Origin of the sequence: Flavihumibacter cheonanensis (assembly GCF_022352215.1) — a bacterium.
In the GTDB taxonomy this organism is placed as follows: Bacteria; Bacteroidota; Bacteroidia; order Chitinophagales; family Chitinophagaceae; genus Flavihumibacter; species Flavihumibacter cheonanensis.
In genome coordinates, this window is record NZ_JAKRWF010000005.1 from 137,878 (window position 1) to 163,053 (window position 25,176).

At 45.2% G+C, this 25,176-nt stretch carries 20 protein-coding genes; 9 read left to right on the top strand and 11 right to left on the bottom strand.

Annotated elements, in window-relative coordinates; all coding sequences use genetic code 11:
• Positions 1 to 156: 156 nt before the first annotated feature.
• Positions 157 to 957 carry a zinc-dependent peptidase gene (locus MD536_RS19575; RefSeq protein WP_239603229.1) on the top strand — a complete coding sequence of 267 codons (801 nt, stop codon included), beginning with the start codon at positions 157 to 159 and terminating at the stop codon, positions 955 to 957.
• Between the two features lie 6 nt (positions 958 to 963).
• On the opposite strand, the gene MD536_RS19580 is transcribed toward MD536_RS19575, so the two are convergent.
• A complete protein-coding gene (locus MD536_RS19580) occupies positions 964 to 1,245 on the bottom strand; it encodes an Rdx family protein (RefSeq protein ID WP_239603231.1) in 282 nt (93 codons plus the stop codon).
• 48 nt (positions 1,246 to 1,293) lie between these two features.
• Here MD536_RS19580 and MD536_RS19585 point away from each other — a divergent pair, with 48 nt between their 5' ends.
• Positions 1,294 to 2,103: an MOSC domain-containing protein gene (locus tag MD536_RS19585; RefSeq protein ID WP_239603233.1), complete on the top strand. Its 810-nt coding sequence runs from the start codon at positions 1,294 to 1,296 to the stop codon at positions 2,101 to 2,103.
• Here the strand turns inward: MD536_RS19585 and MD536_RS19590 are convergent.
• From MD536_RS19590 to MD536_RS19620, 7 genes are all read right to left on the bottom strand, one after another.
• Positions 2,076 to 2,435, bottom strand: a complete 360-nt coding sequence (locus MD536_RS19590; RefSeq protein ID WP_239603236.1) for a hypothetical protein — start codon at positions 2,433 to 2,435, stop codon at positions 2,076 to 2,078. The genes MD536_RS19585 and MD536_RS19590 overlap by 28 nt on opposite strands.
• Before the next feature lie 25 nt (positions 2,436 to 2,460).
• Positions 2,461 to 3,540, bottom strand: a complete 1,080-nt coding sequence (locus MD536_RS19595; RefSeq protein WP_239603238.1) for an NAD(P)/FAD-dependent oxidoreductase — start codon at positions 3,538 to 3,540, stop codon at positions 2,461 to 2,463.
• Between the two features lie 5 nt (positions 3,541 to 3,545).
• Positions 3,546 to 9,593, bottom strand: a complete 6,048-nt coding sequence (locus MD536_RS19600) for an alpha-2-macroglobulin family protein (RefSeq protein ID WP_239603245.1) — start codon at positions 9,591 to 9,593, stop codon at positions 3,546 to 3,548.
• A 333-nt stretch (positions 9,594 to 9,926) separates the two neighbouring features.
• Positions 9,927 to 10,799 (bottom strand): succinate--CoA ligase subunit alpha, encoded by an 873-nt coding sequence (gene sucD, locus MD536_RS19605; protein ID WP_239603247.1) that lies wholly within the window; start codon positions 10,797 to 10,799, stop codon positions 9,927 to 9,929.
• A gap of 74 nt (positions 10,800 to 10,873) precedes the next feature.
• The gene (locus MD536_RS19610; protein ID WP_239603249.1) at positions 10,874 to 11,683 is read right to left on the bottom strand and encodes an ABC transporter ATP-binding protein; all 810 of its coding nucleotides are present in this window, start codon (positions 11,681 to 11,683) and stop codon (positions 10,874 to 10,876) included.
• 1 nt (position 11,684) lies between these two features.
• On the bottom strand, positions 11,685 to 12,422 hold the full coding sequence (locus tag MD536_RS19615; protein ID WP_239603251.1) for an MlaE family ABC transporter permease: 738 nt from the start codon (positions 12,420 to 12,422) through the stop codon (positions 11,685 to 11,687).
• Between the two features lie 21 nt (positions 12,423 to 12,443).
• Entirely contained in the window at positions 12,444 to 14,789 is a 2,346-nt protein-coding gene (locus MD536_RS19620) for an NADP-dependent malic enzyme (protein WP_239603253.1), read from the bottom strand.
• A gap of 106 nt (positions 14,790 to 14,895) precedes the next feature.
• Between MD536_RS19620 and MD536_RS19625 the strand changes: the two genes are divergently transcribed.
• From MD536_RS19625 to MD536_RS19640, 4 genes are read left to right on the top strand one after another with little or no spacing between them, the layout of a single operon-like run.
• The gene (locus MD536_RS19625) at positions 14,896 to 15,726 is read left to right on the top strand and encodes an ABC transporter ATP-binding protein (protein WP_239603255.1); all 831 of its coding nucleotides are present in this window, start codon (positions 14,896 to 14,898) and stop codon (positions 15,724 to 15,726) included.
• Positions 15,727 to 15,746: 20 nt separating this feature from the next.
• On the top strand, positions 15,747 to 16,556 hold the full coding sequence (locus tag MD536_RS19630; protein WP_239603256.1) for a hypothetical protein: 810 nt from the start codon (positions 15,747 to 15,749) through the stop codon (positions 16,554 to 16,556).
• 25 nt (positions 16,557 to 16,581) lie between these two features.
• Positions 16,582 to 16,959, top strand: coding sequence for a GntR family transcriptional regulator (locus tag MD536_RS19635; RefSeq protein WP_239603258.1), 378 nt, complete (start codon positions 16,582 to 16,584; stop codon positions 16,957 to 16,959).
• Positions 16,960 to 16,969: 10 nt separating this feature from the next.
• Positions 16,970 to 17,695, top strand: coding sequence for a hypothetical protein (locus MD536_RS19640; protein WP_239603260.1), 726 nt, complete (start codon positions 16,970 to 16,972; stop codon positions 17,693 to 17,695).
• On the opposite strand, the gene MD536_RS19645 is transcribed toward MD536_RS19640, so the two are convergent.
• From MD536_RS19645 to deoC, 3 genes are all read right to left on the bottom strand, one after another.
• A complete protein-coding gene (locus MD536_RS19645) occupies positions 17,696 to 18,898 on the bottom strand; it encodes a M20 metallopeptidase family protein (protein WP_239603262.1) in 1,203 nt (400 codons plus the stop codon).
• Between the two features lie 61 nt (positions 18,899 to 18,959).
• On the bottom strand, positions 18,960 to 19,388 hold the full coding sequence (locus tag MD536_RS19650) for an SPOR domain-containing protein (RefSeq protein WP_239603264.1): 429 nt from the start codon (positions 19,386 to 19,388) through the stop codon (positions 18,960 to 18,962).
• Between the two features lie 60 nt (positions 19,389 to 19,448).
• Positions 19,449 to 20,126 (bottom strand): deoxyribose-phosphate aldolase, encoded by a 678-nt coding sequence (gene deoC / locus MD536_RS19655; protein ID WP_239603265.1) that lies wholly within the window; start codon positions 20,124 to 20,126, stop codon positions 19,449 to 19,451.
• A gap of 91 nt (positions 20,127 to 20,217) precedes the next feature.
• Here deoC and MD536_RS19660 point away from each other — a divergent pair, with 91 nt between their 5' ends.
• The 3 genes from MD536_RS19660 (at position 20,218) to MD536_RS19670 (ending at position 25,155) form a co-directional block, all read left to right on the top strand.
• A complete protein-coding gene (locus MD536_RS19660; RefSeq protein ID WP_239603267.1) occupies positions 20,218 to 23,298 on the top strand; it encodes an amidohydrolase family protein in 3,081 nt (1,026 codons plus the stop codon).
• An 11-nt stretch (positions 23,299 to 23,309) separates the two neighbouring features.
• Positions 23,310 to 24,620 (top strand): amidohydrolase family protein, encoded by a 1,311-nt coding sequence (locus MD536_RS19665; protein ID WP_239603268.1) that lies wholly within the window; start codon positions 23,310 to 23,312, stop codon positions 24,618 to 24,620.
• 88 nt (positions 24,621 to 24,708) lie between these two features.
• A complete protein-coding gene (locus tag MD536_RS19670) occupies positions 24,709 to 25,155 on the top strand; it encodes a hypothetical protein (protein ID WP_239603270.1) in 447 nt (148 codons plus the stop codon).
• The last annotated feature ends 21 nt before the right edge of the window (positions 25,156 to 25,176 follow it).

Consider the following 25,176-nt stretch of genomic DNA (forward strand, 5'->3'; position numbering starts at 1 on the left):
AAAATCTAGATTTAAATTGTGCTCAATTATTACCCTTACTCGAACCGTCGAGCATTTTTAATCCGTACCAGTCTCCTCTCCGAAAGGCCATCGTATCCATTTCTGTGTTGAACCAGCAAGACAATTTCGATTTTCTTACCCGTAAAGTTGACCCTTATGGAAATCGTGTTCATTTGTTTGCTGGTGTTCAGTACTGTTTTTTTGTTTGATCTGCTGAACAATCGCTGGCAATATTTTTTACTCTACCGCCGACGCAAGGGCTTTGAACTGCATGAACCACAGTTTCGAAAGCTTATTTCTTCGAACATTCGCTACTTTAACAAAGTGGATGAAGCAACCCAGCAAAAATGGTTGTTCAGGGCCTATCTTTTTTTCCGGTCTAAAAAATTCCATTACGTAGGTGTAGAACGTAGGGAGGAAATGCCCATATTAATCAGTGCAACAGCTGCTCAGTTGACATTGGGACTTGAAAACTTTTCCCTCAATTATTTTCGGGATATCTATGTATTGCAACATGATTATCATTACGGACACTATTCGCTCCCTTTTATGGGGCATGTAGACAGTTCTGGCATCTATCTCTCCTGGCATAATTTCCTTGAAGGAATTCGGAGTGCACATGACAGCAGCAATGTTGGCTTACATGAAATGGCACATGCGTTGGCCTATGTCAACTTCATCACCAAAACGGATGAAGACCGCCACTTCAAAAAGGAATTTCACAATTTTTCAAAAGTTGCACGCCCGATTTTTCAGGATATGCAACGGGGACGTAAAACCATCCTCGGAGAATACGCCGCTACCAATTATCATGAATTCTGGGCAGTGAGTGTGGAAGTGTTTTTTGAGAACAGTGTGCGGCTGCGGCATGATCTGCCAGATCTTTATGAAGCGATGGCAAAACTGCTCCGCCAGGATCCCTATAAAGTATTGGTTAGCCGACTGGCTGCGGCCTGAGAATGATTAGTCTTTTCGATCTGAATGTCCCAGCGATTTGCCCGGGGCAATGTGATCGCGAACCAATTGTTTTATTTCTTTAATCTCTTTAAAACCGCCATCACGCTTACGATCGTAAACAGGTTCCTTGTTGATGAATAAGGTGTAGCGACCAGCGATTTCACTGGGTCTGAGTGTTACCTCGGCTAATTCGGCTTCGAATGTGGTCAATAATTCCTGTGCCATATAAGCAGCTCTCAGTAACCAATGGCACTTCGGGCAGTATTCGATTGTGATCGTAGCTTTCATGTTCATGGTATTACTTCAAAGGTAAGCGGGCTTTTGTATTTTTACCAAATGGCAACAATTAGCGGCTTATTCATTTATCCCATTAAATCTTTGGGTGGCATTGAGTTGGAATCAGCTTATCTCACCGACAGAGGATTTCAATACGATCGGCGCTGGATGCTGATTGATTCAACCGGTCGATTCCTTACCCAACGTGAACATGCCGTAATGGCATTGCTTCAGGTTACCTTAGAGCAGGATGGATTACGGGTATATCACAAAAAAAATACGGAAATAAGCATTCGGATTCCATTCGAGCAGCAGGGTGGTGAAACAACAGTAACTGTTTGGGAGGATACGATGCCTGCAACCCTGGTTGGTGCTGAATTTGATAACTGGTTTTCACAACAGTTGGGAATGAATTGCCGCCTGGTTTATATGCCGGATTACAGTCGCCGTGAGGTAGACCCCGATTATGCCCACAACAAAGAGCTCACCAGTTTTTCCGATGCCTATCCTTTGTTGCTGATTGGCCAGTCTTCCCTGGATGATTTAAATACAAAACTTACTGAGCCTGTTCCTTTGAACCGGTTCAGGCCTAATATTGTAGTAGAGGGATGGGAACCCTTTGCAGAAGACTTTATCCGAGAATTCAAAATTGGTGAAATTCAATTTGAAGCTGTAAAGCCCTGCGCCCGTTGTGTACTTACTACCATCAACCAGGATACGGCTGAACAAGGAAAGGATCCGCTTAAAACATTAGCGGCATATCGAAGTAAGAATAATAAAGTATTATTTGGACAGAACCTGTTATATAACGGAAACGGATACCTGAAAAAAGGAATGGAGGTTCAGTTTTTACGCAACTCCACCAGGTAAAACCAGGCAATAAAAAACATGCCAATTCCAAAAGGAATGGCTGTGTAATACCGATAGTGATCTGGTGTTTCATAGAACTCCAACACCATCCAGGAGCAGTTGGCAATGATCCAGAAAAGTACCGCCAGGTTGTGAAATAATTCCGACTTTATTTTCCTGGTTTGGTAGGTTATGAGGATAGCTACTGTTAGGGTAGGGACGATCATGAACATACCAATCGGTTTCCAGAGCAGCGCCCAGCTCATGTCTTTAAGCAGCCAGAATACAATGTGCAGGTTTTCAATCCGGCGGAAACGTTCCGGGATTGAGTACATGGGGGAGTTGCTTGCCATTCCTTCTAAAATTTCAGCGGCAAAGTTAGGGGCTGAGCAGGCTCGAAAATCGATTAATACTGGCTTCTGGACGAATTGAACAGCCATCTGTAATATATTTTGCCAGCTGTTGCCCGAAATAGGGGGCTAATGAACAACCTTTAGTTCCCATCCCGTTCAAAATGCCCACCCTGGGCAGATGGGGATGAAACCCTGCAAATGGCCGCCTTTCAACTGTAGCGGGCCTGATGGCTGCCCAATGATGAAGGGTTTTAAAAGGCCGCTTAATCCAGCTGCGAACTGCCAGCTCCGTTCGTTCGCGGAAAGCATCCGTAGGAGCGTCCGTCTGATAGCGGTTTTCATACGTAGAGCCCGCCCAGAAATAACGCTGATTTTCTGTCCCCCCTAGGTGCGGACAGGGCACCAGGCTTATCCCTTTTTTATAAATATGGTCCCCAGGCAGGTCTTCGATTTCAAGTAGCAGGGCTTCTCCTTTATTAGGAGAAAAAGGAAGCCTGCTGAAAAAAGGCAAGTCCATCCCCTGAATGCCATCGCAAAAAACAATGCGCTCTGCCTGGATATCCCGATAGCGTATAGAGTGCTCGTTTAGCTCCATTTCACCCGGTTCAAATTTCTCCTGAATCAATTGTTGCTGTTTTTCCAACACAATTTTCCAGGAGTTCAGCAAGAGGTTGAGATCAATCAACAGGGCAGGGGATATGCTGCCAAGTCCGTATGGAATTTCCATCAGGGAATTCCAGTACTCCTGATCTTCGGGTATACTCAGGTATTCTGACAGTTCCGGCAATCGTTTATCAAAAGCTTCTTTCATCTGCATACTGGGAAAACTGTGCAGGATGCGGGTCGACTGAATACAGCGAATGCCTAATTGGTTGCCCATATTGGTATAGGCGCCAAGTGCAAAGGGGAGCAGGGTTTCCGCCATCCAGGTTTTGGCCAGCACCCGACCGGTTACCGGATTGATCACACCCGATGCGATGCGGGAGGAACTGATTTTCCTCCCTTCATCTATGACCATAAATTCCTCGTTGTACTGCGATAGCCACCAGCTCAGCCAGCTACCCGATAAGCCCTGTCCAACAAGCAGGGTGCCGGTATGGATCATGTGTTTTAGTTTGCTTCGATGTTCAATTTAATGCCTTCTGTGTGACTGGTAAACTCCGGTGCATACATACACTGAATGCTGCTGATGCCATTACTAAAGGTCCCGGCATGTGATACAAACAGGGAGTATTCCAATACATGGGAACCTTTGGGCAAATACTGGATAAAGAAATTAGTGCTTGCGTCCCGGGTGCTTTCATAATAACCTAGCGCTCCTTTCCATCGATAGCCGCTTAACACATTCGTAGGTTCCAGCGCCGATGCACGCATGTCTTTTACATGTACATACTCCATCTGACGGTCGGTTTTGATTTCGAGTCGCACTACGAGTTTGTCTCCAACCTTCAGCATCGCGCTATCCGTTATTGCTTCCAGCACCGGACCTTTATCCGTCAGCTTTTCAACCATCACCTGCTTGCTGATGGAAAGCGGGCCTTTGGCTGCTGTGATGTTTTCAAAATTGTCGAAATATTGCCAGTATATGGCTCCCCAAACAGGTGCTACAGTCTTTGGCGCTGCCGCCTGTTGCACCTGGATCTTAATTTGACCCATTTCAGGAAATACCGCTGTTCCTGGAATGATCTTCTGATAATATCCCGTTCCTGCTTCTTCTTTGGCAGCAGTAATGGTTGTTACTCCACCCAGATTCACACTTACTTTCGGTGCTGCTTCCAGCCAGTTGTCGCCCTGTAATAATAAAGCGTAGCAGGCATCTGCTGTAGCCTTGGTACTACTCCATCTATTGGTTTGTTTGTTCAGCAATAACCAGGCTTTTAAAGCATTGATGGTGGTGGCCGGTTGTTTGAGTTCCTGGAAGAGTTCTATTAGCAGCGCCTGTGTTTCTATAGGCGCTTCCTGCCAGTAATAACCAGCCGTGTTAGCTTTCCAATACATCCCCTTATCTTCCGATTTTATCGCTGTCTGTTGCAATGATTTCAGGATATTGCTGGCCGTTAGTTTATCTCCGGTACGATGCAGGGCCAGCGCAATCATTGCTTTGGTATAGAGATTGCCCTTGGTCCAGAGAGATTGCATTTCCTTACGGTAATGGTTAGCTGCTACCATAAACTGTCCGGATAAACCTATACTACTGTAAAAACTCCGCATGTAATGATATTGTACCGCATAGGTATTCAAATAAGCAGGCTCCTTCTGCCCCTTATCCCGTTTGTTATAATCTTCCAGCAGTCGCTGATCGGAATAACTCAAGGCCGTGCTAACTATGGGAGCGAAGAGGCCATAATCTGCACCGATTATGCCCAGCTTTTGCAGGTGCCCAATTCCGGTTAAGATATACTGTGTAATGTAACGATCATCCGGTCCGCCTGTGAACCAGCTAAAGCCGCCATTTACGCTCTGCATTTCTTTCAGTTTGGCAATAATTTTGGAGGATTCATTGCTAAGGCGGGCTGCGTCAAATAAGAGCAGCAAACGTTTCTTTTGTTCCGCTTCCGTTTTCGCTTCCAGTACCCAGGGTGTTTCTTCCAGCAGCACTTGTTTGAGCTGCTGGTTTTTCTGCAGGTTACTCAGTAGGGCACTGGTATCTTTTTGTTGCCATTCCAGCAATACCTGTTTGATGCGTGGTGCGGATTTCAGCAAATGCTCAGCGATCAGGTAACCGTACAACCTATTGAAGGTTTGCTCGGAACATTCATAGGGGTAGTCAGTAAGGTAAGGGAGCGACTGAATAGCATACCAGGCAGGGTTAGCTGAAAATTCTACCGTGAGCGATTGATTACTCAGGGTTTCGCTGTCCTTACTGTTGAGCAGTTTGGTCAGTGGAATTTCTTTAGTTGCAGCTCCATTGATAAAGAAAGGAATTGCCTCTGTTACCAATTGTCGGTTACTCAATACCGGTAGTGTGGCTGATTCACCATCAGTTTTATCTCCCACTCTTGCAATGATCTTCCAGGTAAGGGCCCGGTCGAACTGATAGGGAACTTCCATTGGAAATTTTACCAGCTCACTGGATTTTGGTCCAACTGTGAAATATTGATTGGGGAAGAAATTCCGGAACCAGCCATCCACCGGTTGATTGGTGGTAGCATCAATTAGTTGCAATTCAGCCTGACCGGTTACTTCTTTATCGGTCAGGTTCACCACTTTGGTAGTGATCTCCATCTTATCGCCTTCCCGCACAAAACGTGGCATATTGGGCTGTACCATCAGGTCTTTCTGCGTAACAATCGTTTGCTGCAGGTAACCCATGGCCAGGGATTTGGTATGTGCGAAGAGCTGCCAGTTCCAGCTGGTGATTGATTCGGGCATGGTGAAACTGAAGCTATAATGCCCGTTGGAATCGGCGCTTAATTGCGGGAAGAAGAAAGCGGTTTCATTGAAGTTGGTGCGGATAGATGGAGGGGGAATTGTTGATACAGGTTTAGGTTGGTTTTCACCTTTGATGAAGAGCTCTTCTCCTTTCACTGTTGAAGCTGATCCTGTGATTTCTTTTTTTACAGAGGTTGAATAGGCAGTAACGACCACTTCATCCATTTCGTCTGCCTGTTTTTCTCTTGTGCCTGGCGCAGCTGCTGGCAATCGCGCAGCAACATTTCCTGTCAAAGTCCTAATTCTTCTTCCCTCTATTTCTTCAAACCCAATTAACTCCTCCTCCCTCTTCCATTCCTCCACTTTCCCTTCCAATTGAACCCGGTGATCCCTGCTTCCTTCGGAAATAAAATTCGTTCCGCCACTCCAATTGCCAAGTGGATTCAAGCTAGGCCAAAGGTTTGGCTTATTCCAGGTATTAAACGCAAACTGATCCAATGAAGCATCGTACATCGAAGTCAGTAATTCCATGCCGAATTTTTCTGCTTCTGCTCCTGAAATGGCAACCGTCCATTTTTCTTTTCCTCCAGGCTCCAGTTTATCGCGGAAGGTTTTCAACTGAATCTTCAACTCCTTCTCTTCCAGTGGTACGGAGAAATAACTGTCGTAACTATACACCCTGTTGTGTTTGACAAATACATGCTGTACTTCAATGCCACCTTTGTCTTCATTGGAGGCTATAACGGGAATCTGTACCCGTTCTTTATCGAGCCCGAACAACCGAAACTTTTGTGAGAAGGGCAGTTTGATTTCTTTTGATTGTTCTGCCCAATTGATTTTTCGTTCTATCACGAACAAATCCGTTGCTTCTGTTGCCAGCTCAATACTGGTTTTTTCTCCGGGTTTCAAACTGCGTTTTCCCTGGCTGGCGCTCAGGTAACCCGTTTCCGCAACCGTTTTTCCTGACGGGTCCGATAGGAATACAACAGACTTGCTCTCAATCATTTCACCAGTTGGATCCACCGCTTTGGCGATCAGCCGGTACCAGCCCGGAGTCCATTTTTTTCTATCCAGTTTTACCAAGCCGGTGGAGTCGCTTTGTATGGATTTACTCCAAACTACTTTTCCCTCCGACCAGGTTTCGGGATCATCTTCATTCTTATATAAATCATTCGGGAAGTAACGACGAAACTCCTGCTCTGTCAGTACAAAGGTATCCGGAGCTTCCCAATAGCGGGAGCGAAGCAATAAACCCGGACTCTTTAATGGTACAATCTCCACGTTAACTTTTATAGGTTGTGGTTCTCCTACCAGGTTGGTGCTGCTTACCAGGATATGCTTAAAATCGGCAACCGACATTTTTTCCTGCTCGGCCCGTACATTCAATTGAATGGACTTATATGATACGGGTACCGAACTGTTTGCTGAACGGGTTTCTCCATTCAAATCAGTGATATCAATATGGATGGTATAATCAAATACCGGATCGGTTTTTGGATCAATGTTTCCATCGGGTATAGCCGGGAAAGAAATACTAAAACTTCCGTCCGCTTCAGTTGTCAGGGTGCCATGCGCTATCTCGGCGGTTCGATACCCCGGTCTGAATCCATAAGCTGCCAGCTTCCAGGGATACGGAAATCTGGCACCCCTGGTTACCCTGTAGGTGCCGGTTGCATTGGAAATTGCATTGCCTGCATAGGCCATGGCTTTCCCCTTAATGGTAACAGTATCGCCTAAACGAACCGTAGTTTTCAATTTATCCAGGCTTACTTCAAAACGTGGCCGCTTGTATTCTTCCACACTGAAGTAAGTGGAGGAACCATATTCTACGGATTCAATGGTAAACTGTCCGGTTAATCCGGTTGCCGGTAAGGTGAATTTTCCGGCAACTGATCCGTATTCATTACTGGTTAACAACAACGAATCAACTTTCTCCCCGTTCGTATCAAACAAATGAAGAGTTATTTTTTTGCCGGTCAATAACCGGGGCAAACCGCTTTCCTTATCCTTGCTTGTCAGTACTGCTTTAAAGTAAAGGAGTTGTCCGGGGCGATAAATCCCCCGATCCAAAAACCAATGTACTCTTGCGTTTCTCTTTTCATAATCCTCATCTGTAGTGTGTTCTTCCCGCTGACTATAGGAGTAAATATATTCCTGCTCATCAATACGTAAGCTGTCACTGCCATGCTGTACTTCCAATGAAAAGCTACCGTATTCAGTATCACCAATTTTGTCGATGTAGAGATATCCTTTATCGTTTGCTGTAAGCGTTTCCTTTTTCATCCGGCGATAACTCCTGGAAACGGGGTCATAGATACGTTGATACAGTTCTACAGTTGCTTTTGGCAGCGGCTGTCCGCTATTCCGGTGCAGGAAAAAATAATCCTTGCCAGAGTGGATATAGCTAATATTGGAAACATTCAGCTCCACCACTCCCAGGTTAGCATCTGCCATTGAGAAAGAGGACCGATCACTTGCCAGTATAAAATACCTTCCCACTGGCAAGGCATCAATCTTGATTTCTGCCCGGTGAAGTTTATATTCTTTTTTTTCAGGAAGCGCCTGTTCCCACGCACGCATTGTTTCCGAGCCGGTCAATAATGCCCAGTTGGTGCTATCAAAATACCTGGACTGCTCCAACAAATGCCCATGTTTTACCGGATCCACCTGGATAATACGCAGGTATATCCTTTCCAGGTTTTTCCATTCAACCAGTCCCCGAAAGGGCTCAGCCGGGATATTGACTCTTTCCGTCTGAAGGCTCAGCCTGGAGGATTTTATCTCCTGCACCAGGTTGTAGGTGCGGATGCTACCGCCACTAGTTTTATTTTGCCTAACCAGTTCTTCTGCCAGTTCCAGTGCCTTTGCCGGATTTTCTTCTTCCCTGTAATACCAGTCTGCCAATAGGAAAACTGCCTGATCTGCAGCAGCTGTTCCCTTGAACTCCTTTCGATGTTGCTCCAGTACAGCTTTGTATAAACTGTCCTTATCTGCAAATTCAGCTTTACTATGCAGGTAGACATACCGTTCAAGATCCGTTGCGGCCAGCTCTTCACGTTGCTGCTGACCGGAATAATAATTCATCAAATCCTGCAGCAGCCCCAGACTGATCCTTCCAGGCTCCGCACTATCTCCTTCGCTTAACCGCAGTTTCATAAATCCTTCTACCGGTTGCCAGAGTGTTTTGTTTTCCCAGAATGATTGATCCGCCTGCTCCGGAAGTTCCACCGGATTTTCTTTGAAATAGTTCAGTGCTTTTTTTACCACTAATTCGTACAAGGATGACCGGTAGTTGGTATTTTCTCCATTTTTTATCAGTGGTTCAACCAATCTGCGGGCCTCCGGGCCTTTCAACGCTGGCTCGGCAAGCGCCTCTCTGTATGCTTTTGTAATTGCTTTATGAAAATCGATCGCTGTCCATGTTTCAATATCCACCGTATTGGTTTCCGCAAGTGGTGTGCGGTCATAGATCAACCAACGTTGCTGGTTGTATTTCTTTTTATAATAATCACCTAACAACGTATTCAGGAGCGCCCGGGCCACACCCTTCTCAAGCGCAATTTCTTTTCGCAACAAATTCAACGCAGCTGTATCACTTTCATCCACCAATACTTCCTGCAATTGAATACGATAGAGGATCGCTTTGATTTGGTGACCTGATTGTTTCTCTGCCTTTGCCTTTGTATACACTTGTTGTACTTCATCCAATGCAGATTGGTACAAACCTGCTTGCTGTACCAGGGAGTCTATTTTTTCCCACCAGGGATCGTATTGTGTTTTTGGCATTTTCTGGGCTGATAAGGAAAAGGAAAAAAATAAAATCAAAAGGCTTAGACCTAAGCGCATATCCGACATTTTAATACAAGTTATTGAAAAGCATACAGACCATAGATGCAGACACTATTGGATTACACAGACCAATGCCCGCAAATCAATCATCTTAACAGAACCTTGAGTGTGTGGGGGCAAAACCCGTTGCAGGAAAAATAAAAAAAGACTGCCCCCGAAAGGACAGCCCTATGTTGGAGTGAATGGGAGACGGCCGCCTGGAAGGGTACAGAAAGACAAAAGCGGTACAAATATTGCACCGCTTTTTAATATTTCTAAGTATTTCTACGATTATTTTTTTATCACCTCTGCCATTTTTTTACCAATATCAGCAGGGCTCTGTACTACGTGGATTCCACATTCTGCCATGATCTTCATTTTCGCGGCTGCAGTATCATCTGCTCCACCAATGATCGCTCCGGCATGTCCCATACGACGGCCCGGAGGCGCTGTCTGACCTGCAATAAATCCTACCACTGGCTTAGTACCATTTTCTTTGATCCATTTAGCAGCTTCCGCTTCCATGCTTCCCCCGATCTCTCCAATCATTACGATTCCGTCCGTTTCCGGATCATTCATCAGCAATTCTACCGCTTCTTTGGTCGGTGTACCAATGATGGGGTCACCACCAATACCAATGGCTGTTGAAATTCCCAATCCCGCTTTAGCAACCTGGTCTGCCGCCTCGTAAGTCAGGGTACCACTCTTGGAAACAATACCGATACGACCAGCTTTGAATACAAATCCTGGCATGATGCCTACTTTACACTCGTCGGCAGTGATTACACCCGGACAGTTTGGACCAACCAGGCGGGTCTTGCGGCCCTGCAGGAAATTTTTGGCGCGAACCATATCCTGCACCGGAATACCTTCTGTGATACATACCACCAGTTCAATACCGGCTTCTGCGGCTTCCATAATGGCATCTGCTGCAAATGCAGGCGGAACAAATATAATGGATACATTGGCGCCGGTTGCCTTCACAGCATCGGCTACCGTATTAAAAACAGGACGATCCAGGTGGGTTGAACCACCTTTACCGGGAGTAACACCACCCACTACCTGGGTGCCATACTCGATCATTTGAGTAGCATGGAAAGTTCCTTCCGTTCCTGTGAATCCCTGTACTATAATCTTCGATTGCTTATTTACTAAAACGCTCATATGGCTATATTTTACTGATCGGGGGCAAAACTAAGGTATAATGGGCAGATATCCGGTGCATTCCAAAGGGAAAATTAGCGGACCAGGTCCTCCATATTCCGGTCGTTGTCAATCTTGCCGGTCTGCTCCAGCATCCGCATGTCCTTTGCATCCCGGAGGAAGTCTGAGGCAAAGATGAATTCATTCAGGCGCTGGTTCTTGCTGAAGATGATCTCTTTGTTATTCCCTTCCCATTCCTTTTCTCCTTTGTACATATAGATGATCTTATCCCCAATCTCCATTACGGAGTTCATATCATGGGTATTGATCACGGTTGTAATATTAAACTCCTGCGTCAGTTCCTTGATCAGCTTGTCAATCACGAGTGAAGTCTGCGGATCAAGGCCAGAGTTGGGTTCATCGCAAAACAGGTATTTGGGATTTAATACGATTGCCCGGGCAATGCCTACCCTTTTTTTCATCCCACCGCTGATCTCAGCGGGAAACTTTTTGTTGGCATCCCTTAGCTCCACCCGATCCAATACCTCATCTACTCGCTTGCGTTTCTCCGCAAGGGTCCAGTTGGTAAACATATCCAGCGGAAATTGAATGTTTTTTTCCACTGTCAAACTGTCGAACAAAGCAGATCCCTGAAACAACATGCCAATCTTTTTCCGGATCTCTTTTTTACCGGCAGCGTCCATGTTAGTGAAGTCTTCACCATCATATAATATGGAGCCGCTATCCGGACGAAACAATCCCACCAGGCATTTCATGAATACGGTTTTCCCGCTTCCACTCGATCCGATGATCAGGTTACATTTACCATCCTCCATAACGGCGCTTACATCGTTAATTACGATTTTATCGCCAAAACCTTTTTTGATATGTTGAACTTCTATCATGTTATAAGAGTATGGCTGCCAACACGTAATCGGCAAATAAAATTAATACACAACTCACCACCACCGATTTGGTAGAGGCCCGTCCGATTTCAAGCGCTCCTCCCTGTACATAATATCCATAAAAGGCAGGTACACTGGATATGATAAAAGAAAAAACATAGGCTTTTACCATTGCAAAAAATACATTGTACGGCAGAAAAGAATTCAATAACCCCTTGTCAAAATCAGTGGTTGAAAGAATATTCGCCGCCTGCCCGGCCAGCCGGCCACCCCAGATACCCAGTCCGGCTGATATCACCACCAGCATGGGTATCACCACCAGGGCTGCCACAATCTTGGGTAACACCAGGTAGGTTTTTGTATTAATCCCCATAATTTCCAACGCGTCAATCTGTTCACTTACCCTCATATTTCCGAGTTCACTCGCAATTTTACTGCCTACCACCCCCGCCAATACAATACAAACAAGGGTAGGGGCAAACTCTAAAAGCACAGTATCCCGAACGATCTGAGCGATGGAAGATTTTGGAATAAGCGGACTCACCAGTTGATAAGCTGTTTGCAGGGTGGATACGGCACCCATAAATACGGAGATGATGACCACAATGCCGAGCGATCCGATTCCTATATCATTACATTGGTGCATGAATTCCTTCCAGTATACCTTGCGGTTCTCCGGTTTGGAAAACATATCCCTTAACATCAGTATGTATCTTCCGAATTCCTGGATAAATTTCATGCTATGCGCTTAGCTGATTAATTACATTTCTTTGCTGACCTTCTGGAATCGTTTCCACCACTTGGATTTGCGAACGATTTCTTCTGTCTGATTGCGGCTGCACTTCATCTGTGCATCTATTACCGCAACCAATGCCATGTTAAAGATACTCCGAACAGAGCTTCCTAACTGTAATACATGAACGGGCTTTTTCAATCCCAACAGAATCGGACCAATAGCATCGGCTCCACCTACTTCCTTCAATAGATTATAGGCAATGTTACCAGAGGCAAGGTTAGGGAAAATCAGGGTGTTCACATCCTTGTCAACCAATTCACTGAACGGATAGTTCTCTTTTAATATTTCTTTATTAAAAGCGATGATCCCCTGCATTTCACCATCTACAATTAAAGATGGATTACGCTCTTTCACCAGCTTGCGCGCCTTGGCAACCAATTGCGCTTCTGGTGATGCACTGCTTCCGAAATTGGAATAACTCAGCATTGCGATGCGGGGAGTGAGATTGAAATTCCGAACCTCCTTGGCTACCATCAGTGTGATTTCCGCCAGTTCCTCTGCAGTTGGATTGAAGTTTACCGTGGTATCTGCCATAAAGATGGGCCCCTTCTTTGTCAGCAACAGATACATACCGGCGATCTTGTTTACGCTTTCTTCCGTACCGATCACCTGCAAGGCCGGCCGGATGGTTTCATCATAATTACGGGTGAGTCCGGATATCATGGCGTCTGCATCACCTGTTTCCACCATCATGCAACCAAAATAGTTCCGGTCTTTCATGATCTTGATCGATTCGTACTTATTCAGGCCCTTACGCTGTCTTTTTAAAAAGAGCAGTTGTCCATATTCCTTTCTCTTCTCCTCCTGCTCATCACTCCGGGGGTCAATGATAGGAATACCATCGAGGTCAATCTGGTGGGTTTCCGCGATCCTACGGATCTTTTCTTCATTTCCTAACAGTATGGGGTAAGCGACACCTTCCTCAAAAACAATAGAAGCAGCTTTCAGGATTTTCATGTTATCTGCCTCTGCAAATACCAGGCGTTTTGGATCCCGTCTGGCCTTGCTGCCAATTACACGCATCAACTGGTTGTCGATACCCAGCCGGTTGTTTAATTCTTCTTCGTAGGCTTCCCAGTTTTTAATAGTAGTAGTAGCTACCCCACTGGCGATGGCCGCTTTCGCTACTGCCGGTGCAATACAAGCGAGCAGGCGCGGATCCAGCGGTTTAGGGATAATATAATGCGGACCAAAAACAATATTCTTTTCATTGTAGGCCAGGTTTACAATATCTGGAACCGGGCTCTTTGCCAGATCCGCCAGCGCATGTACAGCCGCCAGTTTCATTTCCTCATTGATCTGAGTGGCTCGTACATCCAATGCACCCCGGAAAATAAATGGGAATCCCAATACATTGTTTACCTGGTTGGGATAATCACTTCTTCCGGTTGCCATGATCAGGTCCTTGCGGGCGGCAATTCCTTTATCATAAGTGATTTCAGGATCGGGGTTGGCCATCGCAAATACGATGGGATTTTTCGCCATGCTTTGTACCATCTCAGTAGTGACTACATTCCCGACACTTAATCCGAGGAATACATCCGCGTCCTTCATGGCTTTGGTAAGTGTCCAGTCCGCAGATTTTACGGCAAAAGGTGCTTTGTCTTCTCCCAGGTCAGTTCTGCCTGCATGTAATACCCCATCTTTATCAAAAAGGGTAAAATTTTCATGCCTTGCCCCCAGCGAAACATAAAGTTTTACGCATGCCATGGCTGCTGCTCCTGCTCCGTTCACTACAAACCGGACTTTCTCGATCTTTTTCTTCTGTAATTCAAGTGCATTCAATAAGGCAGCTGAGCTGATAATAGCTGTTCCATGCTGATCATCGTGCATTACCGGAATTTTCATCCGCTTTTTCAACTCCTTCTCGATATAAAAACACTCCGGTGCCTTGATGTCTTCGAGGTTAATCCCGCCAAATGTGGGCTCCAGTGCCTGAACGATCTCCACAAATTTTTCGGGATCCTTTTCATTGATCTCTATATCAAATACATCGATGTCTGCAAAAATCTTGAACAATACCCCTTTCCCTTCCATTACCGGCTTACTGGCTTCCGGGCCAATATCGCCAAGTCCCAATACCGCAGTACCATTGGTGATGACTCCCACCAGGTTGCCTTTGGCAGTGTATTTATAAATGTTCTCACGGTTGGATTCGATTTCCTTACAGGGTTCGGCCACACCCGGACTATACGCCAGCGACAGATCCCGCTGGGTTTTGGCCTCTTTGGTGGGAACCACTTCAATTTTCCCAGGCCTTCCTTTCGCATGGTACTCAAGGGCCTGGGAACGTCTGGTTTCTTTACTCATACGGGTGCAAAATACGAAATGACATTTTGCAAAAAGATTTGGTTGGAAAAGAAAAAGCGCTACATTTGTACTGTACTAGTTAAGTAGTACACTAAAACAATAAAACATGATATCCATCCAGAACATTCATTTCAGGTACAAAAACAAACCGGTATTCAGTGGTTTGTCGCTGGATCTTCAACCCGGACATATCTATGGACTGCTGGGTAAAAACGGAACAGGGAAATCGACCCTGCTCCGATTGATCAATGGTTTACTCTTCCCAAAAGAGGGAAAGCTGAACGTGCTGGGTTATACACCGGCCAAACGCCAGCCAGCTTTTTTGAAGCAGGTTTTCCTGGTGCCAGAAGAGTTTTACCTGCCGAATATCTCCATCAATGAATTTTTAACCGCCAATACCGGATTCTATCCCCAATTCAGCGCAGAACAGTTTACTAACTATCTGGGTGAATTTGCCATTCCCCGCGACCAGCACCTGCAGGAAATGAGCTATGGACAGAAGAAAAAATTATTGATCAGTTTTGGTTTGGCCTGTAACACCCCCATATTATTAATGGATGAACCTACCAATGGGCTGGACATCGTAAGTAAAAGCCAGTTCCGGAAAGTGATGGCGGGTGCGGTTAGTGAAGAAAAATGCATCCTGATTTCCACCCACCAGGTAAAAGACCTGGAGAACCTGATCGACCGGATCACCATAATAGACGAAGGCGGTATTCTCTTTGATCAGACTATTGGAAGCATCACCAATCGCCTGCATTTCAAAATTTCTTTCGACAGTGAGGAAGTACGGTCTGCGCTTTACAAAGAGACTTCCTTAAAAGGGAATGCCATTATCCTGCTCAACGACGAAGGGGAGGAGGGGAGATTGGACCTTGAGATGTTATACAAAGCCATTATCTCCAATAAGGAGGCGGTACAAAAAGCATTTAAATAATCAACCTTATCCAATTAATTATGAATAGCGAATTCAGTTTTGAACGTTTGTTTGGATTAATCCGCAAACAATGGATCGAGAATAAAAAGTTTTATACGCTTGGGGCATTGGCACTATTGGGAATGATGGGAATTTGCATGTATCTCTTCTGGGTGCTGATGGATGGCCACAATTATTCCGAAATGACGGCTTACCAGATATATGTTATCGGCCTGATTTTGTGCGGAACTATTTATGGCAGCATTAGTTTTAACATGCTGGGCAATAAGGAAAAGGGACAATACTGGCTGACCTTTCCCGCAAGCGTTACAGAAAAGCTATTGGTCACTTTCTTTTTCAATCTGGTACTTTTTTTCCTGGTTTATTCAGCCTGCTTTTTTCTCAGCAAGTGGGGGGCGCAGGTTTACATTGAGCAATATCTAAAAGAAAATGAGCATGCCAGTTACCAACCGATGAATTGGAAAGATGGTTTTGGGGAAGCATTCCCTTATATCATCTGGGGTTATTTCTGCTTGCAATCACTCTTTATCCTGGGTTCTGTTTATTTCAAACAATTTGCTTTTATAAAGACAGTCATTTTTGTCACTATAATTGGGGGAGCCCTGAGTTTCCTGTTAGCCAAGCTCGCTATAAACTTATTCCCTAATTATAACTTTTACTGGAACAACCTGGAGCTGAGAGAATATCATGATCCTACCAATTATGGAGTCTATAAATCCTATGCCTTAGGTTCAACTTTATCAAAAGTACTTGGTTACATACTTACCTATAGTTGGGTGCCTCTGTTCTGGGTAATCACCTGGTTCCGTTTGAAAGAAAAGGAAATTTAACGTATACCCTTAAACGAAATTAATCATGCAATTCAATACAACAGGTCAGGCTATATATCTACAGATTGTGGATTTTGTCTGCGAGAAGGTACTGCTTGGCGAATATCAAGCGGAAGACAAATTGCCCAGTGTGCGGGAGATGGGTATGCAATTGGAAGTAAATCCCAATACGGTCATGCGTGCATATGAAGTCCTCAAGCAGCAACAGATCATTCACGACCGGCGCGGAATCGGCTACTTCATTAGTGAAGCTGCCAAAGACAATGCGCTGAACTACCGGAAACAGGAATTTACCAACAGTGAACTCCCCGCATTTTTCAGGGTTCTGTTTATGTTAGGCATGGAACCATCCGATCTGGTTCCAGCTTTTGAGAATTTTAAAAATAAATACGTAAGAGCATAAACCTATTCAGATGAAAACAAGTAATAAATTATTAGTAATCCTGCTAATCAACCTCGTACTGATTCCAACCACCATCATGCTGGCGCTTTCAGCAAAAGTCAATAGCGGTAATTATGTACTGGGTATGACTGAAATGGAAAAAGAAGCACGTGCAGCTAAACCTATCTCAAATACCGGCTTGTTGAAATTGACAGCGCCAATAGGAACCAAACTTGAATGCACCATTCATTATTCTGATAGTGTATACTACCGCAAATATGGTTCTGCGAATGAACGGCTTTCTGTTGAAAATTCAGGCGATACATTGGTGTTTTCGCTACCTGCATCTGCAGAGAATAGTCAAGATGAGGAGCGCAATGAAATCTATCTTGATTTATTTATGCCCTTCAACGGTTTGTTAATGCTTGATGGTGCCACGGCAAAACTGGATTCGGTTGCCGCTGATGCTGAAATTGAAGTAGCCATGCAAAATAATAGCATCCTTACTTTGGGTAACAGGGAAAGAGATAAAAATACTCCTTTGAAATTTGCTTCTCTTTTTGTGCAGGCGAATAATTCGGATCTGACTATTCCCGACCGCACTTTCATTGAAAAGCTGGTACTAAAGCTGGATGGACAATCGAAACTTGCTTTCGGCCAGGAATTACAACTTGCCAATCTGGAAGGAACAATTTCAGGTGAAACATCTGTGACGGGTCCTGCAAAATGGTTTTACCTTTTAAAACCAGCTCCCTGATCAGGGCTGTACCAGGGCTCCCAATACAGCCATCATAGCCATCCCGGTTTCGATGGCAGATTCATCAATATTGAACGTGGGCGTATGCACTCCGGATACGATGCCACGTTCTTTATTCATTACACCCAATCGGTAAAAACAACCAGGAATCTGTTGCGAATAATAGCCAAAATCTTCAGCACCCATTCTCAACTCTGTTTCTTCTACTCTGGCACTTCCTAGAAAATCTGTTGCAACTGCTTTGGCTTTTTCATGCAGGCCTTCATTGTTGTAAACAGAGGGATAGCCCACATCAATGTGTAAGTCTACTTCAGCCCCCATGGATTGCGCAATACCCTCGACTATATTTCGGATCAGTTCATGCGCTTTGAATCTCCAGCCTTCATCCATAGCCCTGAACGTACCCATCATTTTAACTTCGCTTGGAATAACATTGGTGGTATGTCCACCCTGTATGGAAGTGATGGATAAAACGGAAGGTTGATGCGGATCCCTGTTTCTGCTGATCACCTGTTGAAGAGCAACGACCATTTGTGAGGCAACCAATAAGGTATCGGTTGTAAGGTTTGGTGCAGCAGCATGTCCGCCTTTTCCTTTTACGGTTATATAAATCTCATCCGCACTCGCCATTACTTTTCCGGCCCGGAAACTTACCTGTCCAACCGGTAATTGCGGATGTACATGTAATCCAAATATCGCGGCAGGTGCCGGGTTTTCCAATACTCCATCCCGGATCATATAACTGGCCCCACCTGGATTTTTCTCCTCACCTGGTTGAAAAACCAGTTTGATGCTGCCCGTCCACGCATCATTTAGCTCCTGTAAAATACGCGCTGCACCCAGTAAACAACTGGTATGTACATCGTGTCCACAGGCATGCATGATACCTGGCCTGGTTGATTTATAGGGTATATCATTTTCTTCCAGAATAGGAAGTGCGTCCATATCCGCCCTTAAGGCAACACACCTGCTTTCGGGGGTTCGACCTTTTATTAGTCCCACTACACCTGTAGTAGCCATTACCGTAAATGGAATGCCCAGCTTGCGCAGGTGTTCCTGCACAAAATGGCTGGTCTCAAATTCATGGTAACTTAATTCCGGATTGGCATGTAAGTGTTGCCGGATGGCAATATATTCTGCTGCATAGGTAGCAGCTTTCTGCCTTATTTTTTCCTGTAATACCTGTTGCTTCTGGTTCCCCATCCCACAAATATAAGCGCTCTCCCAACTTCCTACTTCTCACTTCTTACTTCTTACTTCAAAACTATTCTTCCGTGCTCTTGTCCGGATTCACTTCAATCACATCATTCACGATGTATACATTCTGCTTAAATTCCCGCGATAATTGCCGCTGGTAGGACTCCGCCATTTTTCTATCTTCAAAATTGCCCACCCGTAACCTGAAATAGGGTGCCTGGTACATAAGATAGGCTTTCAACTCCGGGAATAACCTGTAAACTGTAGTTTTTGCATTGATGGCTGCATTCCGGTCGGTTGTATTAATTACCTGGATCCGATAACCTGGAACATTCCGGCGGGATTCCCTCGTGGTTACTTCATTGATCTCAATCTGCTTTTTCACGAGTTGATCCAGCCTGGGATCTTTCTTTACGATTATGGTATCTGCTACCGGATTGGCATAACCGATAAGGGTAAACATGCAGGCAAAAAATAAGATTGTCAGGGTTTTCATGTTACTAAGACATTCAAAATCCTCGCCAAAGTTGGCAGGACCGTTCATTTTAATATTTTACTAATAACCTCCGGTAGTTTCCCCGGCTGGATTTCCCTCCGCAATGGCAACACTCGCACTGCAGCCCAGACGGTTTGCACCGGCTTCCACTAGTGCACTTGCAAATGCAAAATCCCGGATTCCGCCAGAAGCCTTGATCTGTACCTGCGGGGGTAGGTGCTTTCGCATTAACTGAACCACTTCCACACTGGCTCCTTTTTCAGCATAACCGGTGGATGTTTTCATGAAATCAATACCAAGCGGCCCCAGTTTTTCACAACAACCAATAATTTCTTCCTCACTCAGGATACCTGATTCTATAATCACTTTTAAGATTCTTCCTTTATTATGACATACTTCCACCAGCAGGGCTACTTCTTTCTGCAGATAGGTCCAGTCCTGCTGTTTAAGTGCTACCAGGTTGATGACCATATCTACCTCATGGGCCCCGTCTACAATAGCCAGTACGGTTTCTGCTACCTTGGCTTCCGTGGCGGAATACCCAAAAGGGAAACCCACTACGGTGGCTACTTTTACGGAGGTTGGTGCCAGGATGGCGACCGCTCTTTTTACAAAAGGTGGGGGTATACAAACTGCTGCAAACCCATAAGCAACGGCCTCTGCACATAATTTTTCAATGTCCCCGATAGAAGTAGTTGGCTTTAATATGGTATGGTCTATAAAAGAAGCAATATTCATAATATGAACCGACCGCTGATAAAAATCGGTAGTCGAAGTTATACCATTTACTTAAATTCGGTACTTCACACAAACGAAACAAGTAACACACATGAGAAAGCATTTTATGCTGCCCTCAGGCCTTCGGTTACCCGCACTGCTCTGCGCTGTGCTCAGTGGTTCCCTGGCCCAGGCGCAACCGACTTTCCCGGTTAATGGCATTGCTGATGAAAAAGTTGCCACCTATGCATTTACCAATGCAACTATTGTAGCAGAATCCGGTTCTGTACTCAATGCAGCAACCATGGTGGTTAAAGATGGCAGGATTCTCTCCATCGGCACCAATGTAACTGTTCCCAAGGAAGCGATGGTGGTTGATTGCAAGGGAAAGTACATCCATCCTTCCTTTATTGATATGTATTCCGACTATGGCATGCCTCCCCTGGCAGCTGTTCAGCGTCGGTTTAATTTCAATGCCCCCGCACAGCTAACTTCCAATCAGAAAGGCGCTTATGGCTGGAACCAGGCAATTCGTTCCGATGTTCAGGCTGTAACACAATTTGCTGCCAATGAAGAAAAAGCCAAACAACTTCGCGAGCAGGGTTTTGGAACCGTGCTCACGCATGTTCAGGATGGTATTGCCCGTGGTACCGGCACCCTGGTTACCCTGGCCGACGATAAAGAAAATAAAACTATCTTAAAAGATAAGGCAGCATCTCATTTCTCTTTCAGTAAGGGATCCTCCACCCAGGTTTATCCCAGCAGTCTGATGGGTACGATCGCTTTACTGCGTCAAAGTTTTATCGATGCCCAATGGTATAAAAACAATGCGGCTAAAGAAGGACTTAATCTAAGTCTTCAATCCTGGAATGAAAACCTGTCGCTGCCCCAGATCTTCGAAGCCAATGATAAGTGGATGGCTCTAAGAGCTGACAAAATCGGTGATGAATTCGGCATCCAGTACATCATCAAAGCTGGCGGTAATGAATACCAGCGGATCAGGGAAATGGCTGCTTCAAAAGCTCCTTTCATCCTGTCGCTAAACTTCCCCCAGGCGATGGATGTTGAAGATCCGAACGATGCCCGCTTTATTTCTCTTTCCGATATGAAACATTGGGAAATGGCGCCCTCGAATGCGGCTGCTTTTGAAAAGGCCAATATTCCCTTTGCACTTACCGCAGCAGATCTTCGCGATACCAAACAATTCCTGGCGAATCTGCGAAAAGCAATTGAATACGGACTGTCTGAAAACAAAGCACTGGATGCCCTTACTAAAACACCTGCAACATTACTGGGTGTGTATAATGAAGTTGGTAGCCTGTCTACCGGCAAATGGGCAAATTTTATCATTACCAGCGGACCTGTTTTCCATGACAAAACAGTGATTTTGCAAAACTGGGTACAAGGTAAAAAATACGGAGTTAAAGAGGATAGCTGGTCTGCCCCTATGGGTGAATTTCAATTGACTTTAAACAGTGCCAAAGGACCACAACAATACAACTTGCTGATCAAAGCAGGTGGCGCTGCTTCCGTTATTCAGAAAGATACGCTGACCGGAAAATTTAGCTTTGATGGCAAATTGGTTAAACTCAGTTTCCCTGAAAGCAAACAATCCAAAAAGAATATCCGTCTTAGTGGTGTTAGCCAGGCAGATGGTTGGCAGGGTACAGGTGAAGATGCCAGTGGCAATAAGTTCTACTGGACAACCAAAATGGTGAAAGAAGAGTCTGCTAAAGCTGACAGTGTTAAAAAGAAAATCACTCCGGAGCTGGGTGCTGTTCCTTTTCCTTTCAATGGGTATGGCTTTGAAAAAATGCCGGAGCAGCAAACCCTCCTGATCCGGAATGCCACCGTCTGGACCAATGAAAAAGATGGCAAACTGGAAGGTGCAGATGTATTAGTTAAAAATGGTAAGATCGCTGCAGTAGGTAAAGGTCTGTCAGATGCCGGCGCTACAGTGGTTGACGGTACCGGCAAACACCTTACACCCGGGATTATTGATGAACACTCGCATATCGCAGCAGCTTCCATTAATGAAGGCGGACAATCGGTTACTTCAGAAGTACGCATTGCTGATAACCTGAATCCGGAGGATATAAATATTTACCGCCAGTTGAGTGGAGGGGTTACTTCCTCCCATATCCTGCATGGTTCTGCCAATACCATTGGTGGACAGACCCAGCTAATCAAACTTCGCTGGGGTGCAGATGCTGAAGGACTGAAATTCGCTAACTGGATTCCCCAGATCAAATTTGCACTGGGTGAAAACGTAAAACGTTCCGGTAGTAGCGCCAACAATCGCTTCCCTGATAGCCGAATGGGTGTGGAAGAAGTACTGGTAGATGCGTTTACCCGTGCCCGTGATTATGAAAAAGCAATTGCGGCTGCTTCGGTTGTGCCTAAGGGTAAGAAAGGGGCAACTGCCAATCCATGGGCTACTGTTCGCCGTGATCTGGAACTGGATGCACTGGTGGAGATCCTTAACAAAAAACGATACATCACCTGTCACTCTTATGTTCAAAGTGAAATAACTGCTGCCATCCGTGTAGGTGACAAATTTGGATTCACGTTCAACACCTTCACCCATATCCTGGAAGGTTATAAGGTGGCGGATAAAATGAAAGCACATGGTTCCAATGCCAGTACGTTTTCCGACTGGTGGAATTATAAAATGGAGGTAGTAGATGCCATTCCGCAGAATGCAGCTATCATGCAGGAAGTCGGATTGAATGTAGCCATCAATAGTGATGATGCAGAAATGGCCCGTCGCCTGAACCAGGAAGCCGCCAAAAGCGTAAAATACAGCAAGATGAGTGAAGAGGATGCCTTGAAAATGGTAACCTTGAATCCAGCCAAAATGCTACATGTAGAAGATCGTGTGGGCAGCATAAAAGTAGGGAAGGATGCCGACCTGGTACTCTGGTCAGATAACCCGCTCAGCATTTATGCAAAGGCTGAAAAAACCATCGTAGATGGAATCGTATATTTCGATCGTCAGCGCGACCAGGAACTGCGTGCGAAAATCACAGCAGAAAAGAGCCGTCTTGCACAGAAAATGATTGGTGAAAAAAAATCAGGCGCTCCAATGGCGCCGGCCCGTGCAAGTATGGAAATTATGCATACCTGCAGCGACCATGCGCATAGTCATGGTCTGTTGGTGGTAGACGCAGATGAGATCAATTCTAACGACTAAACGAGACAACAATGAAAAACAAAATAATTGCATTACTGGGAGCTTACCTGATTTCAACTGCTTCCTTTGCCCAGGAAAATGTTTATCCTGCGCCTGAATACAAGGGACTGCTTTTTCTGAAAAATGGTACCGTACATGTTGGTAATGGCCAGGTGCTGGAGAATACCACCATTCAGATCAAAAATGGCAAGATTGAAAAAATCGGACAAAACCTGCCCATCCCAATGGATGATGTGAAAGTGTTCGATGTCAGTGGTAAACATATCTACCCCGGACTAATCCTTAGCAGCTCCACGCTTGGGTTGGTGGAAGTCAACAGTGTCCGGGCTACTATTGACCATACAGAATTGGGTGAGATCAATCCCTCCATTCGTTCTATTGTAGCTTACAATACCGATTCCAAGGTGATCAACACACTGAAAACAAATGGTATCCTGATGGCTAATATTGTGCCGGATGGTGGACTGATCAGCGGTTCTTCCTCCGTGGTTCAACTGGATGCCTGGAATTGGGAAGATGCTGCGGTGAAAATGGAAAATGGGCTGCATCTTAGAATGCCATCCCTGATCAACCGTCCTAACCGCTTCGCTTTCTTTATGGGTGCTGCTGCACCTGGCGATCCGGTGAAAAGAGGACTGGAGCAGATTGCCCAAATCAAGAGCTTTTTTCGGGAAGCCCAAGCCTATGCAAATGAAACAGGTCGCACTAGCACCAACCTGAAATACGAAGCGGTAAAAGGGCTGTTCAATAAGTCGCAGAAACTCTTCGTTCATTGTGATATCGTAAAGGAAATGCTGATCGCTGTTGACTTTGCCAAGGAATTCGGGATGGATGTTGTTATTGTTGGTGGTAGCGAATCTTATCAGATGCCCGAACTGCTGAAACAAAACAACATATCAGTAATCCTGAACCAGATGCATAGTTTGCCCACCTCAATTGATGATGATGTGGATCAGCCTTACAAAACCGCAGCTGCACTTCAAAAGGCAGGCGTTTTGTATGCAATTAATGATGCGGACGGACAGACCCGCGGCCGAAACCTTCCCTTTAATGCCGGTACAGCTGCTGCCTACGGGTTAACCAAAGAGCAGGCTCTGCAGGCCATCACCCTGAATCCTGCGAAAATCCTGGGTATTGGTGACCAGGCCGGATCCATCGAGGTGGGTAAGGATGCCAGCCTGGTAGTGAGCGAGGGGGATATCCTGGATATGAGAAGCAGCATCATCCTGCATGCCTTTATACAGGGACGTAAAGTCGATCTGACGGATAAACACAAGCAATTGGATGAACGATACAGAAAAAAATACGGACTCACTAAATAATTAAAAAAAGGTAACCAACTCGGTTACCTTTTTTCTTGTGGCGGCAACCAAGTTCAAATTAATTCGTTCAGATTTTAAATTGAACTATATGAAAAAGCATATGATGCAACTGGTGGTTGTTCTGTTTGTGAGTTTAGGTATGATTGCCTGCGACAGACTGGATGACGATAATGATGATCCAACCAATACACCCGCAAATTCAGTTACCAACTCCTACCTGATCAATGGAAGCTGGAAAGTAAGCCTGCTTACAGATGATGGGAGAGACGAAACCAGCGATTATGACGGGTATACTTTTGTTTTTGCCGCTGACGGAAAGTTGACTGCGACACGTGGAGCGGTTACCACTACCGGTACCTGGCTTACCCGCAGGGATGATGGCAGTAACGAATTGGTTATCCTGCTTGCCACTACAGACCGGGATCTGCTTGAACTGAATGACGATTGGGATATCGTACTAAGCACCAACTCCAAAATTGAATTACAGGATGATAATGATGAGCGCGACGAAAAACTGCACTTTACGAAAAAGTAAAATCTTAGTTCACTCCGCCTC